General features: G+C 65.7%; 13 protein-coding genes. 8 read left to right on the plus strand and 5 right to left on the minus strand.

Features of this window, described 5'->3' with window-relative positions:
• Nucleotides 1-29: 29 nt before the first annotated feature.
• From AC59GX_RS10365 to AC59GX_RS10375, 3 genes are all read left to right on the plus strand, one after another.
• Entirely contained in the window at nucleotides 30-410 is a 381-nt protein-coding gene (locus tag AC59GX_RS10365) for a hypothetical protein (RefSeq protein WP_426283089.1), read from the plus strand.
• Nucleotides 411-482: 72 nt separating this feature from the next.
• On the plus strand, nucleotides 483-2,444 hold the full coding sequence (locus AC59GX_RS10370) for a glycoside hydrolase family 127 protein (protein ID WP_426283088.1): 1,962 nt from the start codon (nucleotides 483-485) through the stop codon (nucleotides 2,442-2,444).
• 117 nt (nucleotides 2,445-2,561) lie between these two features.
• Nucleotides 2,562-2,762, plus strand: coding sequence for a hypothetical protein (locus tag AC59GX_RS10375; RefSeq protein ID WP_426283086.1), 201 nt, complete (start codon nucleotides 2,562-2,564; stop codon nucleotides 2,760-2,762).
• Nucleotides 2,763-2,772: 10 nt separating this feature from the next.
• On the opposite strand, the gene AC59GX_RS10380 is transcribed toward AC59GX_RS10375, so the two are convergent.
• Nucleotides 2,773-3,300 (minus strand): GNAT family N-acetyltransferase, encoded by a 528-nt coding sequence (locus tag AC59GX_RS10380; protein ID WP_426283085.1) that lies wholly within the window; start codon nucleotides 3,298-3,300, stop codon nucleotides 2,773-2,775.
• 444 nt (nucleotides 3,301-3,744) lie between these two features.
• Here AC59GX_RS10380 and crtY point away from each other — a divergent pair, with 444 nt between their 5' ends.
• From crtY to AC59GX_RS10400, 4 genes are all read left to right on the plus strand, one after another.
• Nucleotides 3,745-4,911 carry a lycopene beta-cyclase CrtY gene (crtY, locus tag AC59GX_RS10385; RefSeq protein ID WP_426283084.1) on the plus strand — a complete coding sequence of 389 codons (1,167 nt, stop codon included), beginning with the start codon at nucleotides 3,745-3,747 and terminating at the stop codon, nucleotides 4,909-4,911.
• Nucleotides 4,908-6,386: a phytoene desaturase gene (locus AC59GX_RS10390; protein WP_426283083.1), complete on the plus strand. Its 1,479-nt coding sequence runs from the start codon at nucleotides 4,908-4,910 to the stop codon at nucleotides 6,384-6,386. The genes crtY and AC59GX_RS10390 overlap by 4 nt, the downstream gene beginning before the upstream one ends.
• Nucleotides 6,387-6,581: 195 nt before the next feature.
• Nucleotides 6,582-7,163 (plus strand): LOG family protein, encoded by a 582-nt coding sequence (locus AC59GX_RS10395; RefSeq protein ID WP_426283082.1) that lies wholly within the window; start codon nucleotides 6,582-6,584, stop codon nucleotides 7,161-7,163.
• A gap of 184 nt (nucleotides 7,164-7,347) precedes the next feature.
• Complete coding sequence (locus AC59GX_RS10400; RefSeq protein ID WP_426283081.1) at nucleotides 7,348-8,298, plus strand: phytoene/squalene synthase family protein; 951 nt, start codon at nucleotides 7,348-7,350, stop codon at nucleotides 8,296-8,298.
• 107 nt (nucleotides 8,299-8,405) lie between these two features.
• Here AC59GX_RS10400 and AC59GX_RS10405 read toward each other — a convergent pair whose 3' ends face one another.
• Nucleotides 8,406-8,675 carry a hypothetical protein gene (locus tag AC59GX_RS10405; RefSeq protein ID WP_426283080.1) on the minus strand — a complete coding sequence of 90 codons (270 nt, stop codon included), beginning with the start codon at nucleotides 8,673-8,675 and terminating at the stop codon, nucleotides 8,406-8,408.
• An 82-nt stretch (nucleotides 8,676-8,757) separates the two neighbouring features.
• Between AC59GX_RS10405 and AC59GX_RS10410 the strand changes: the two genes are divergently transcribed.
• Entirely contained in the window at nucleotides 8,758-10,587 is a 1,830-nt protein-coding gene (locus AC59GX_RS10410; RefSeq protein WP_426283079.1) for an ABCB family ABC transporter ATP-binding protein/permease, read from the plus strand.
• Nucleotides 10,588-11,089: 502 nt separating this feature from the next.
• Here the strand turns inward: AC59GX_RS10410 and AC59GX_RS10415 are convergent.
• The 3 genes from AC59GX_RS10415 to AC59GX_RS10425 all read right to left on the minus strand — a co-directional run bounded on the left by AC59GX_RS10415 (nucleotide 11,090) and on the right by AC59GX_RS10425 (nucleotide 13,229).
• Nucleotides 11,090-11,314, minus strand: coding sequence for a hypothetical protein (locus AC59GX_RS10415; protein WP_426283078.1), 225 nt, complete (start codon nucleotides 11,312-11,314; stop codon nucleotides 11,090-11,092).
• A 21-nt stretch (nucleotides 11,315-11,335) separates the two neighbouring features.
• The gene (locus tag AC59GX_RS10420) at nucleotides 11,336-12,163 is read right to left on the minus strand and encodes a type I restriction endonuclease (protein WP_426283077.1); all 828 of its coding nucleotides are present in this window, start codon (nucleotides 12,161-12,163) and stop codon (nucleotides 11,336-11,338) included.
• Nucleotides 12,164-12,257: 94 nt separating this feature from the next.
• Complete coding sequence (locus AC59GX_RS10425; protein WP_426283076.1) at nucleotides 12,258-13,229, minus strand: hypothetical protein; 972 nt, start codon at nucleotides 13,227-13,229, stop codon at nucleotides 12,258-12,260.
• Nucleotides 13,230-13,334: the final 105 nt, after the last annotated feature.

A 13,334-nucleotide genomic window follows, 5' to 3' on the forward strand; every position in this document is an offset into this window, starting at 1 on the left:
AGGAGGCCGCGAGACGTCGTTGTAGGCACATGATAGTGTCGAGCGATTACAACATGATGGAGTCGTCGATGGTTCTGCTCGCGTTGATCCTGACCGTAACCGGGTATTCCGGTATGCCCCCCGCGACCCGTGCAGGGTTCGAGGCGCTGGGGCGGCGTACCGATAGGCAGTGCCCGGCACGCCATGTACGGACGATTACCCCCGGCGACCTAGATTATCTCCAGGACGGGTTCGAGCGGAACCTGTCGAGGCTGGACCGCGCGCGGTTGGCTGCCATCAATACCGCGGACCGGCGTTGCGCCCACCGCGACGGGCTGGCGTGCCAGACCTCGGCGACGATGGGTGCGATGCAGACCACGCGGCTCGTGTCCCGGTTCGCCAGCTATGTGTGTGCGCACCGGGTACCCTGACCCTCTGCCTCTTTCGCCGGCACGACACGCCTGCTACTCAGACAAATAATGAGAGCATAAGAGGGTGTCGTTATGGTCGAGCTGTGCCGCGGGGGCCAATCCCGCCGGAAATTCCTGACGGGTGTCGCGACCGGTGCTCTGACCGTGGGCTCGCTGTCGATCGGTTCGCAGGCGTTTGCGTTCGTGCCGCCAGAGGTGGTGCCCGTGACGGTGCCGACCGCGACATTGCAGGCGTTCGACCTGGCCGACGTCACGCTTGGCGAGGGGCCGTTCCTGCATGCGCAGCGCAAAACCGAGGCGTATCTGCTCGCGCTGCAACCCGACCGGATGCTCCACAATTTCCGGGTGAATGCCGGGCTGGCGCCGAAAGCACCGGTCTACGGCGGCTGGGAATCGGATCCGCTGTGGGCCGACATCAACTGCCACGGGCATACGCTGGGTCATTATCTGTCGGCGTGTGCGCTCGCCTATCGATCGACCGGCGACCGGCGGTTCAAGGCGCGGATCGACCATATCGCGCGCGAACTGGCGGCGTGCCAGGCGGCGTCGGGGACCGGGCTGGTCTGTGCGTTCCCGGATGGGCCGGCGCTGGTGGCGGCGCATCTGCGCGGCGATCCGATCACCGGCGTGCCGTGGTACACGCTGCACAAGGTGTATGCGGGCCTGCGCGATGCAACGCTGCTGGCGGACAGCGATACGGCGCGTGCGGTGCTGCTGCGGCTGGCCGACTGGGCGGTGGTCGCGAGCCGTCCGCTGAGCGACGCGCAGTTCGAGACCATGCTGGATACCGAGCATGGCGGCATGAACGAGGTGTTCGCCGACCTCTACACGATGACCGGGACCGCCGAGTATCGGACGATGGCGGAGCGGTTCTCGCACAAGGCGATCCTCGCGCCGCTGGCCAAGAGCCGCGACCATCTCGACGGGCTGCATGCCAATACGCAGGTGCCGAAGATCATCGGTTTCCAGCGGGTGTGGGAGGTGACGGGGAAGCCCGAATACCGCGATGCGTCCGAATTCTTCTGGAAAACGGTGGCGCTGACGCGGTCGTTCGCGACCGGCGGGCACGGCGACAACGAGCATTTCTTTCCGGTCGCCGATTTCGCCGAGCATGTCCTGTCGGCGAAGGGATCGGAGACGTGTTGCCAGCACAACATGCTGAAGCTGACGCGGGCGCTGTTCCTGCACGATCCGCAGGCGGGCTATGCCGATTATTACGAGCGGACGCTGTATAACGGGATCCTCGCGTCGCAGGACCCGGATAGCGGCATGGCGACGTACTTCCAGGGTGCGCGGCCGGGCTACATGAAGCTGTATCACACGCCCGAGAACTCGTTCTGGTGCTGCACCGGCACGGGGATGGAGAACCACGTCAAATACCGCGACTCGATCTATTTCCACGACGACCGCGCGCTGTACGTGAATTTGTTCGTGCCCTCCGCCGTGCGCTGGAAGGACAAGGACGCGGTGCTGACGCAGGTGACGGCGTTCCCCGATGCGGCGACGACGACGCTGCGCTGGACGTTGAAGCGGCCGGCCGAGCTGACGCTGAAGCTGCGCCATCCGGGGTGGAGCCGGACCGCGGTGGTGCTGGTGAACGGGGTCGAGGCGGTGCGGTCGACCGGTCCGGGCCGGTATCTGGAATTGGCGCGGGGGTGGCGCGACGGCGATACGGTGGAGTTGCGGCTGGATATGCGCGCCGGGGTCGAGCGGTCGCCGGCCGCACCGGATATCGTCGCGTTCACTTACGGGCCGCTGGTGATGGCGGGCAGCTTAGGGCGCGAGGGGCTGGCGCCGGGATCGGACATCATCGTCAACGAGCGCAAATATGGCGAATATAATGCCGCGCCGTTCACGCCGCCGACTCTGGCGGGCGATCCCGATACGATCGCAGAGAAGATGCGCGCGGGGGACCGGCCGCTGGAGTTCACGATCCTCGCGGCGGACCGGCAGCCGGTGCGGATGGTGCCGTATTTCCGCGTGGCGCATGAGCGGTATGCGACCTACTGGCCGATCGCGCCGGGATTGGCGTAGGTCGGGCGGTGTAGTCCCGGCACGTTCGTGCGGTTGCGATAGCCTCTATGCAGTGCGGCGAAACCTGATAGCCTCCCTCTCCAGAGCAGGACGACCTGCCAATACGGAGAGAGATGCATGGCACATCAAAACGCCGCGCGCGGGGATACCGGCACGAATACCAGCGCCCATTCCGGCAGGGATCACAAGAGCCTGATCTACGTGATCGCGGGGAGTATATTGGCGCTGGGGCTGGTGTTGATGGCGTTCTACGACCGGGCGGGCGATCCCATGCCGATCGCGTCGGCGCAAAATCCGGTGGTTACTGCGCAGAAATAGCGCCGGGTCTTTACGACGCCGCGGCTCGGTCGAAGATCAGGATCGGCGCGTCTCGGTAGGTCCCCGTGATGCGGAGGCGGTAGCCTAGCCGTTCCGCGAGACGGATCGAGGGGGCGTTGGCGGGGTCTATGATGCAGGTCGTCGCGGGGATGCGCGCGTCGGTCCAGGCGAGGATCGCGGCGAGCGCTTCGGAGGCGTAGCCCTTGCCTTGCGCGTCGCCGGTTAGCGTCCAGCCGACTTCGGGGGTGGCGTCGATCGGGGGGTCGATGGCTCTGCGGGCTTCGATGAGGCCGAGTTCGCCGATGAGGTGGCCTGTGGCAGTCTCGCGGGCGATCCAGCTGCCGTAGCCGAACAGCGTCCATTGGCCGATCGAGCGGAGGAGGCGGATCCAGACGTCCTCGCGCGATCGGGGCTGGCCGCCGATCGTCGTGTAGACGCGCGGGTCGGTCCACATCGCGGCGCAGTCTTCGAGGTCTGTGGCGGCGTGGGCGGTCAGGGTTAGCCGGTCGGTGGTTAGCGTGGGGGCGGATGTGGGCATTCGTGCTGTCTAAGAGCGATCTTGGTGGAAGGGTATCTGTCGCCGCGCACTCTCCCCTCCCTGGAAGGGAGGGGTCGGGGGTGGGTCGGCCAGCTTGAGCCACTGGCGTTCCGGTTTGCGGAAACCGACCCACCCCCAGCCCCTCCCTTCCAGGGAGGGGAGCAGCTTGGGCTTTCCTCCTTCCCTCAGCGCTGAAGCCGTTTTCCTCAACTCCTCGATCCTCCCCCGCCAGGGGGAGGTGTTGCCGGAGGTGACGGAGGGGGCGGATGCGGAACGGAGGCTTCCCTTTCCTCCCCCTCCGTCTGGCTAGGGCCAGCCACCTCCCCCTGGCGGGGGAGGATTGGACGTGAGCCCTGCCCCACCCCCGGCAACGCAGGTTGTCTTCGCGGGCGATTGGTTCGGAAAGGTTGTTTTCGTGTCCCCCGCTTTGCGCTAGTCGGAGGCATGGCATCGACGATCTCCTGCGACGTTGCGATCGTTGGCGCGGGTTTGGCCGGCGGGATGATCGCGCTAGCGCTGAAAGCAAAGCATCCGGCGTTGGACGTGCGGCTGATCGACGCTGCGCCAGTCGTCGGCGGCAATCATCTCTGGTCGTTCTTCGGCAGCGACGTGGCGCAAGGCGATCGGTGGATCGTCGCACCGCTCGTGGTGCATGCGTGGCGCGGATACGACGTGCGCTTCCCGGCGCACGAACGGACGATCGATGCGACCTATTATTCGATCGAGAGCACGCGGCTCGACCGCGAAGTCCGCCGCGTGCTGCCGACGCATGCGCTGATGCTCGGGCGGAAAGTGTCGGGAGCTAGTGCGACCGCGGTGGTGCTGGCGGATGGTGACCGGATCGAGGCGACCGGCGTGATCGACGCGCGGGGGGCGGGCGATTTGTCGCTGCTCGATCTCGCGTGGCAGAAGTTTCTCGGGCGCGAACTGGCGTTGAGCGTGCCGCACGAAAGCCCGCGGCCGATGGTGATGGACGCGACCATTCCGCAGATCGACGGGTATCGGTTCGTCTATTGCCTGCCGTTCGCCGCGGATCGGATGTTCGTCGAGGACACCTATTATAGCGACACGCCCGATCTCGATATTCCGGTGCTAGGTGCGCGGATTGACGAGTATGTCGCCGGGCGCGGCTGGGACGTAGAGCGCGTCGTTCGCGAAGAGTCCGGCGTGTTGCCGGTCGCGATGGGCGGCGATTTCGAGGCGTATTGGCGGTCGGGCGGTGCTCGGGTGGCGAAGGCCGGGATGCGCGCGGGGATGTTTCACCCGACGACGGGGTACTCGCTGCCTGACGCGGTGCGGACCGCTGCTATGCTTGCAGGGCTCAGCGATTTTTCGGGCGCGAAACTCCACGATGCGACGCACGCGATGGCGCGGGCGACGTGGAAGTCGCGCGGGTTCTATCGGATGCTCGACACGATGTTGTTCCGCGCCGCCGAGCCGGAGGAACGCTACCGCATCCTCGAGCGCTTCTACCGCCTCTCCCCATCGCTCATCGGCCGTTTCTATGCCGGCCGCTCGACGCTTTCCGACAAGGCGCGCGTTCTGACCGGCAAGCCCCCCGTCCCCATCGTGCGCGCCGTCCGCGCCATCGCAGGCAGTATGTCATCATGAAGACCGCAATAGTCATCGGCGCAGGTTTCGGCGGGCTGGCGCTCGCGATCCGGCTGCAATCGGCGGGCGTGCAGACGACGATCGTCGAGAGCCGCGACAAGCCGGGTGGCCGCGGGTATTTCTGGGAGCGCGACGGGTTCACGTTCGATGCGGGGCCGACGGTCATCACCGATCCGGACTGCCTGCGCGAGCTGTGGGCGCTGACCGGACGCGACATGAGCGAGGACGTGACGCTCGATCCGGTGCTGCCGTTCTACCGCCTGAACTGGCCAGACGGGACGAATTTCGACTATACCAACGACGACGTGCAGATGCGCGCCGAGATCGAGAAACTGCACCCCGGCGACTGGGCGGGGTACGAGAAGTTCCTGCAATATTCGGCGGGGGTCTTCCACGAGGGCTATGAGAAGCTCGGCCATGTCGCGTTCCTCGACTTCGGGTCGATGATCAAGGCGGCGCCGGCGCTGGCGAAATACCAGGCGTGGCGGTCGGTCTACTCGATCGTGTCGAGCTTCGTGAAGTCGGAGAAGCTGCGCGAGGCGTTGAGCTTCCACACGCTTCTGGTCGGCGGCAATCCGATGACGACGAGCGCGATCTATGCGCTGATCCACAAGCTGGAGCGTGACGGCGGGGTATGGTTCGCGCGCGGCGGGACCAACCGGCTGGTGGCGGCGCTGGTGACTCAGTTCGAGCGGCTGGGCGGCGTGCTGCGGCTCGACGATCCGGTGACGTCGATCGAGACTCTCGGGGACCGTGCGACTGGCGTGACCTGCGCAAGCGGTTGGTCGGGTCAGGCGGATGCAATCGCGGCGAACAGCGACATCATGCACACCTATCGCGACCTGCTGGCGACGTCGCGCAGCGCTAAGCGCAAGACCGGGTCGCTTGAGCGGAAGAAATATTCGCCGTCGCTGTTCGTGGTGCATTTCGGGATAAAGGGCACCTGGCCCGGCATCCCGCACCACATGATCCTGTTCGGGCCGCGCTATAAGGGGCTGCTCGAGGACATCTACGATCACGGCGTGCTGTCGGAAGATTTCTCGCTGTACCTGCATCATCCGACCGTGACCGATCCTTCGCTGGCGCCGGAGGGGCATTCGACCTTCTATGCGTTGGCGCCGGTGCCGCATCTCGGGAAATTCCCGGTGGATTGGGACGAGATCGGGCCGATCCTGGAGAAGCGCATCCTCGACGAGATCGGGCGGCGGTTGATCCCGGATATCCACGAGCGGATCGTGACGAAGTTCTCGTATGCGCCGAAGGATTTCGCGGAGGATCTGAATGCGCATCTGGGTAGCGCGTTCTCGCTGGAGCCGGTGTTGACGCAGAGCGCGTATTTCCGAGTGCACAACCGCGACGAGCATATTCCGAATTTGTACTTCGTGGGGGCTGGCACGCATCCGGGTGCGGGCATTCCGGGGGTTGTCGGGAGCGCGAAGGCTACGGCTCGGTTGATGTTGGAAGGCGAGAAGTAAGGGCTTTGTTCACGCGAAGGCGCGAAGGCGCTGAGATTTTTGTGAAGAGCATCGCGCCATGCTGCACGGTCCGTTTTCGCGGTTTGTGGTGTGTAGATCGCTTTGCGACGGGAAAGACATCTTCGCGCCTTTGCGCCTTCGCGTGAACCCATTCTTCTCTTGCGACACCCCGCGCGCTTCCCCTAGCGGTGCGGGATGAAGAGACTTGCTGTGTATTGCGGGTCGGCGACGCCGGCTGATCCCACCTATATCGAAGGCGCTCGGGCGCTCGGACGCGCCTTTGCCGAGCGGGGGATTGGCCTCGTCTATGGCGGCGGTCGGACCGGGCTGATGGGCGCGATTGCGGATGGGGCGCTTGAAGGCGGCGGCGAGGTTATCGGGGTCATTCCTCAGGCCTTGGTCGATGCGGAGGTTGCGCATCGGGGGCTGACCGAGTTGCACGTCGTCAGCGGCATGCATCAGCGCAAGCAGATGTTTACCGATCTTTCCGATGGGTTCGTGACGATCCCAGGCGGGACGGGGACGATGGACGAGCTATGGGAAGCGTTGAGCTGGGCGCAGCTTGGCTATCATGCGGATCCGGTCGGGCTGCTGAATACCGCTGGGTATTATGATCACCTGATCGCGTTCTGGGAGAAGATGGGCGAGGTCGGCTTTCTGCGTCCGCAACACCGGGATCTGTTGATCGTGGCGGATACGCTGGACGTGCTGCTCGACCGGATGGGGCGCCACGTGCCGACGCAGCCGATCGTGCGGATGAACGCGGCCGATTTGTGAGTTTGACGGCCCCCTCCAGCACCAGCCGCCATCCCAACGTTCGCCGCCACCCCGGCGGAGGCCGGGGCCCAGTTGGGAAGGTTGCAGTAACGACGCGCAGCGCCAGCCAATTGATGTCCCCCAACTGGGCCCCGGCCTTCGCCGGGGTGGTGCATGTAACGGTGGTGGCGTGCGAGGTGATGACGTGACCCACCCCCTCCCCTCGCGCGAGGCGATCGTCGCGACCGCGCATGAGTCGATCTCGCGTGGGTCGAAGAGCTTTGCCGCTGCCAGCCTGTTGTTCGACAGGCCGACGCGCGAGCGGGCTTGGCTATTGTACGCGTGGTGCCGTCGGTGTGATGATATCGCCGATGGGCAGGATCATGGGCACGGGATGACCGTGGTCGAGGACGCCCCGGCCCGGCTCGTCTCGCTGTCGGCCATGACCGAGCAGGCGCTGGCGGGTGAAGTCGTCGGCGAGCCGGCGTTCGATGCGCTGCGGATCTTCGCCGCCGAGACCCGGCTGCCGAAGCGGTTCGCGCGCGACCTGATCGAGGGATTCGCGCTGGATGCGCGCGAGTGGCGGCCGCGGTCGGAGAACGATCTCTACAAATATTGCTACCATGTCGCCGGTGTCGTCGGGTGCATGATGGCGGTGGCTATGGGCGTCGATCCCGAGGACGAGGACACGCTCGACCGCGCCTGCGACCTGGGGATGGCGTTCCAGCTCGCCAATATCGCACGCGATGTCGAGGAGGATGACCGCGTAGGGCGATGCTACCTGCCCGAGGAGTGGCTGGTCGAAATGGACTTTCCGCCGGGGCAGCACATGAAGCCGCCGTTTCGCTCACGGCTGGCGGTGTTGACGAAGCGGATGGCGGATCGGGCGGCGGCGTTCGAGGCTAGCGCGCGGGAGGGGACGCCGGCGCTGTCGTTCCGCTCGGCTTGGGCGGTGTTGTCGGCGGCGGGGATATACGGCGCGATCGGGCGGACCGTGGCGGCTCGGGGGGAGCATGCGTGGGATCACCGGGTGACGACGTCGGGGATGCAGAAGCTGGGGTTTATCCTGACCGCAGCGCGAGAGGCGGCGCGGCGGGATACGCTGTATCCGCGGACTAAGCGGGATACTCGGTTGTGGACGCGACCTAGGACTTAAGTATCGTCATCCTCGCGAAGGCGGGGATCCATAATCTATGCCGTGTCGGTGGATCGAGCCGTTTGCCAGTATGGGTTCCCGCCTTCGCGGGAATGACAATACGGGGGTCAGCCCTGTGATTTGGCCTTGCCGGCCTTCGCCATCAACTGGCCTTGCGCACGGCAGTTTGCGCCGATCATGGGATACGGAACGTCGGTGTTCTGTGCCAGCTGGTCGGGGAGCGCCGCACGGCACTGCGCCATCGTCTCGTAGCGCACCGGGATCACCCGCGCCTCGGTGCAGTTCACATTGCCGTCACCGCAGCCCATGATGGCCATGACGTAGAACAGCGGTTCCATTTCATTCTCCAGTGGATCGCGGCGGCCGACATCGGACACGATAACAAAAGCGACGAAGTGGCAGGATTGTTCCCCCAACTGCTTTCGCCGGGGCTTGACTGCGCCTACATCGCATCGATCCATGCCACCTGACACCTACACCTCCACCCGCGCGGACCAGCCCTTGCTGCCGACGCTCCGCCGCTTCCTGCCGTTCCTGTGGCCGGCGGGGCAACCCAAGCTGAAGGTGCGGATCGTCGTCGCGATGCTGCTCGTGATCGCGTCGAAGCTGATCCAGGTGTTCGGCGCCGCGTTCACGCTGAAATACGCGGTCGACCGGATGGCGGGGAACGATCGCACCGCGCTGACGCTCGTCGTGCTGCTGGTGGTCGGGTACGCGGCGTCGCGGTTCGGGACGACGCTGTTCGACAATCTGCGCAACGCGGTGTTCGAGCGCGTCGGGCAGGACGCGTCGCGGCGGCTGGCGGCGCAGGTGTTTCGCCATCTGCATGCGCTGAGCCTCGATTTTCACCTGTCGCGGCGGACGGGCGCGGTCACCAAGGTGGTTGAGCGCGGGACCAAGAGCATCGACACGATGCTGTATTTCCTGCTCTTCAACATCGCGCCGACCGTGTTCGAGCTGGTGCTGGTGCTCGGGCTGTTCTGGACCAAGTTCGGCTGGCCTTTAGTCGTCGCGACCGTCGTGATGGTGGTTGGCTATATCCTCTTCACGCGGATGGTGACGGACTGGCGCAATGCCTTGCGCGCGCGGATGAACGACCTCGATACCGGGGCGGTCGCGCATGCTGTGGATTCGCTGCTGAACTTCGAGACGGTGAAGTATTTTGGCGCGGAGGAGCGCGAGGCACGGCGCTACGACAGCGCGATCACGGCGTATTCCGAGGCGGCGGTGAAGAGCGAGAATTCGCTCGCGTGGCTGAACCTCGGCCAGGCGCTGATCACCAACGTGATGCTGGCGGGCGGCATGGGCTTCGTCGTGTGGCTGTGGAGCCGCGGCGAGGCGTCGGCGGGCGACGTGGTGTTCGTGTCGACGCTGCTGGCGCAGCTGTTCCGGCCGCTCGATCTGCTGGGGATGGTGTATCGGACGATCCGGCAAGGTGCGCTCGACATGGCGGCGATGTTCGACCTGATCGATACGCCCGCGACCGTGGTTGATGCGCCGGGTGCGCCGGCGCTGGCGGTGAGCGCGGGGCATGTGCGGTTCGAGGGGGTGTCGTTCGGGTACGATGCCGGACGGCCGATCCTGCGCGACCTGGAGCTGGACGTGCCGGCGGGATCTACGCTGGCCGTCGTTGGGCCATCGGGGGCGGGCAAGTCTACGCTCGCGCGGTTGCTGTACCGGTTTTATGACCTGACGGGCGGGCGGATTACCGTCGATGGGCAGGATATTTCAGAGGTGCGGCAGGCGTCGTTGCGTGCCGCGATCGGCATCGTGCCGCAGGATACGGTGCTGTTTAACGACACGATCGGGTATAATATCGCCTATGGTCGCGAGGGGGCCGAGATGCCGGAGGTCGAGGTTGCCGCGAAGGGCGCGGCGATCGCCGGGTTCATCGAGCGCCAGCCGCTCGGGTATGAGACGCGGGTGGGCGAACGCGGGTTGAAGCTGTCGGGGGGCGAGAAACAGCGCGTGGCGATCGCGCGGACGCTGCTGAAGAACCCGCCGATATTGATTCTGGACGAGGCGACTTCGGCGCTGGATAGCCGGACCGAGGCTGAGATCCTCGATACGCTTGAGGCGATCGAGCGCGGGCGCACGACGATCGTGATTGCACACCGGCTTTCCACGGTGGTGCATGCGGACCAGATCGTCGTGCTGGAGGCGGGGCGGATCGTCGAGAAGGGGACGCATGCGGACTTGCTGCGGCAGGGGGGCGTGTATGCGGAGATGTGGAACCGGCAGGCGCAGGAGCGCGCTGGGGATGATGATGGGGCGTTGGCGGCGGAATAGGGATGCGGGCCGCCGTGCGTAGCGTTGGCCATGAGCGCGCCCATGCCCCCGCCGCGTCGGAGTTGCTCGGTGCTCATCCCGTAAGCCAGTACAGCGGCGGCATTCGAACGGCAGCTTCCCCCTCCATGTTCTCCCGCGAAGGCGGGAGCCCAGTCTGGGTCCCCGCCTTCGCGGGGAAACAAGTTTGGCGACGGCCCTTTGGGACTCTTGCGCTTCTCAATCAGACCGCCACCCCGGCGAAGGCCGGGCCCAATTGGAAAGGTGGTAATAACGACGCGCTACCATCCGTTAGCAACGTTCCCCAATTGGGCCCCGGCCTTCGCCGGGGTGGTTGGTGTCTGGGGGATGGATGGAGCGCTAACGGCGAGTAGCGCGGAGTGCGGTAACGCTTCCGTTCCCGTGCGAACGCGGGGGGCCAGAAAGGGCGGACGTGGCGCTGCTTGATCCTGGGCCCCCGCTTTCGCGGGAACGGAAGTGAGGCGTTGCTTCATTCCATGCCGTACTACGCCGGGATCGAGGGATCCAACTCGCGCAACCTAGCCTCGATCGCTTCCGAATATTGATAGATATGAGTCAGGTCGGACAGCAGATGCCGCGTTTCGTCCTTGCCGGCGAACATGCCGAGATACTTGGTCGTGATGCCGTTGAAGTGCATCCGCGCGATCGTCTTGCGATTGTTGTCGTCGAGCAGGATCGCGCAATACGACTTCGCGTCGCGGACGATCACGCGTTTCGGGTCGACCAGGCGTTAGGCGATCGCCTGGATGATGTGGAAGCCGGAAATCTCCTCCTGCGTGGTGACGATGCCGTCGCCATCCGAGGGGTCGTCGGACGCGCCCGGCGGCAGGTCCTCGACCGGGCTCGACGCCTTCAGTGCCGACGACAGGCGTTCGTTGACGAAATCGCGGATCAGCGCGGCGATCGCGGGCGCTAGCAGCTTGGCGAACCCGTCCTTGATCGCCGGTGTCAGGCGCCCGCCGTGGACGCGCTGCGCCATCATTCGGACGAACTCGTCGGACGGCTCGGCGAACTCCTTCTCGAGTTCGAGGCGGATCAGCGACTGCGTCTTGAGGTTGCCGGCCTCCTGGACGATCTTGTCGATGTCGAACGCGGCCTTGGTGAATTTCTCGAGCGTGCGGATGTCGCCGGGCTTGATCGCGTCCATCGTGAAGGTGAAGAACGGCTTGTCGTCCATCTTGTTGGGACGCTCGATGTCCGAATAGAATTGGTAGACGACGCCGTTGGTCAGCACCGCGAGGCGCGCGTCGGTGACGCTGAAATAGCGGAACAATTGCCCGGCGTGGTTGACGTTGAGCTGGACCGACGAGGGCTTGCACTCGATCAGGATCGACACTTTCCCGCCCGCGCAGATCGCGTAGTCGACCTTCTCGCCCTTCTTGGTGCCGACGTCCGCGGTGAATTCGGGGACGACCTCGGACGGATTGAAGACGTCGTAGCCGAGCGACTGGAGGAACGGCATGACGAGCGCGGTCTTCGCGGCCTCTTCGGTCAGCAGCACCTCGCGGTGTTCGATCGTGCGCTTTTGCAGCTCGGCCAGCCTGATGTTCAGTTCCATGCGCGTCCCCCCGGATTGAACGTGGGAGGATGCAGGCACGCAGGGTCGCGGTCCATGATCGGACAGCGACAGACTGGCCGGATATCGACCGAGTCTACCCGCAGGTGAGGCGGATTTGCTTGGCGGGTTTGTCGAAGACGATCGATGAGCAGCGGTCGAGCAGATCGGCGCCGATCGTCAGGCGATCGCGGCTAGCGTCGCGCTTGCCCTTGGCGACGACGACGATCTCGTCGGGGTCGGGTGGCGGCGCGTCGGCATCTGGGATCGCGGCGGCGCTGCCGACGTCGGTGGTGCGGACGCCGAGCGACGATAGCGCGAGCGGGCCGACGAGGAGCGGGGTGGCGAGCGTCATCGTGCGGACGGGTCGGGCGATACCGAAGGCGATCTCGACCGGTGCGGTGAGGCCGGCCAGCGTGCCGCGCTGCGCCTGCGCGATCAGCGTGGCGGCGTTGGCGGTGACGGTCGTGCGTGGATGATAGGGGTCGAAGCGGACCCGAATCGGCTGGCCGCCGATCGTGATCTGCGCGAAGGTCCCGGAGAGCTTACCCAGCAGGCCGCCGCCGTCGATCATCGGCAACGCAACGGTCCGCTCACCGGCACGCGGCGCGTTCAGGAGGATGCGCACGACGGGTTCGGGCAGCGACGCCGGGCCGATGCTGCCGTCGCCGACATCAGCATAGGGCCGCCCGACCCAGCGGGGGTCGGCAGCCTTCCCCTTGGCCTCGTGCTTGCGGCTCGGAAAGCCGATCCGCCGCTTCACCGCGTTGGTCCCGAACGTCATCGGGCGGACCGTCGTCGCCTGCATCGCGCCTTGCCCGCCGACCGAATAGCCGAGTCCCAGCGCACCGCCCTTCAGCGCAAGTCGCTCGGCGACTGCGGTCGTGACGAAGACCAGGCCGGGCGCGGCGGGGTCGACGCGCAGGGTGACGGGCTTGCCGTCGATCGTTGCGGCGATCATCCCGCCGACCGGCACGTCGCGGATGGCCGTGACCGTGTCGCCGGCTAGCGCGACGCTGCTCACGACCACCGATGCCGCCACAGCGGTTCTAAGGATATTGGCGATCATCGTGAGGTCTCCGGCGTCAGGCGCCGCGATCTTGCCGCGTCATATCGTATTCGCAACGCATTCATGATCGGTAATGATTGGATAACCAATGCAGGCTCGCCCCTC

It is taken from the genome of Sphingomonas sp. 320_CC, from assembly GCF_059691795.1.

Coding starts and splice junctions, on each gene's coding strand:
- AC59GX_RS10390 (WP_426283083.1), top strand. CDS start 4,908: ATGAAGACCGCAATAGTCATCGGCGCAGGTTTCGGCGGGCTGGCGCTC.
- AC59GX_RS10380 (WP_426283085.1), bottom strand. CDS start 3,300: ATGCCCACATCCGCCCCCACGCTAACCACCGACCGGCTAACCCTGACC.
- AC59GX_RS10410 (WP_426283079.1), top strand. CDS start 8,758: ATGCCACCTGACACCTACACCTCCACCCGCGCGGACCAGCCCTTGCTG.
- AC59GX_RS10370 (WP_426283088.1), top strand. CDS start 483: ATGGTCGAGCTGTGCCGCGGGGGCCAATCCCGCCGGAAATTCCTGACG.
- crtY (WP_426283084.1), top strand. CDS start 3,745: ATGGCATCGACGATCTCCTGCGACGTTGCGATCGTTGGCGCGGGTTTG.
- AC59GX_RS10365 (WP_426283089.1), top strand. CDS start 30: ATGATAGTGTCGAGCGATTACAACATGATGGAGTCGTCGATGGTTCTG.
- AC59GX_RS10420 (WP_426283077.1), bottom strand. CDS start 12,163: ATGGAACTGAACATCAGGCTGGCCGAGCTGCAAAAGCGCACGATCGAA.
- AC59GX_RS10425 (WP_426283076.1), bottom strand. CDS start 13,229: ATGATCGCCAATATCCTTAGAACCGCTGTGGCGGCATCGGTGGTCGTG.
- AC59GX_RS10395 (WP_426283082.1), top strand. CDS start 6,582: ATGAAGAGACTTGCTGTGTATTGCGGGTCGGCGACGCCGGCTGATCCC.
- AC59GX_RS10375 (WP_426283086.1), top strand. CDS start 2,562: ATGGCACATCAAAACGCCGCGCGCGGGGATACCGGCACGAATACCAGC.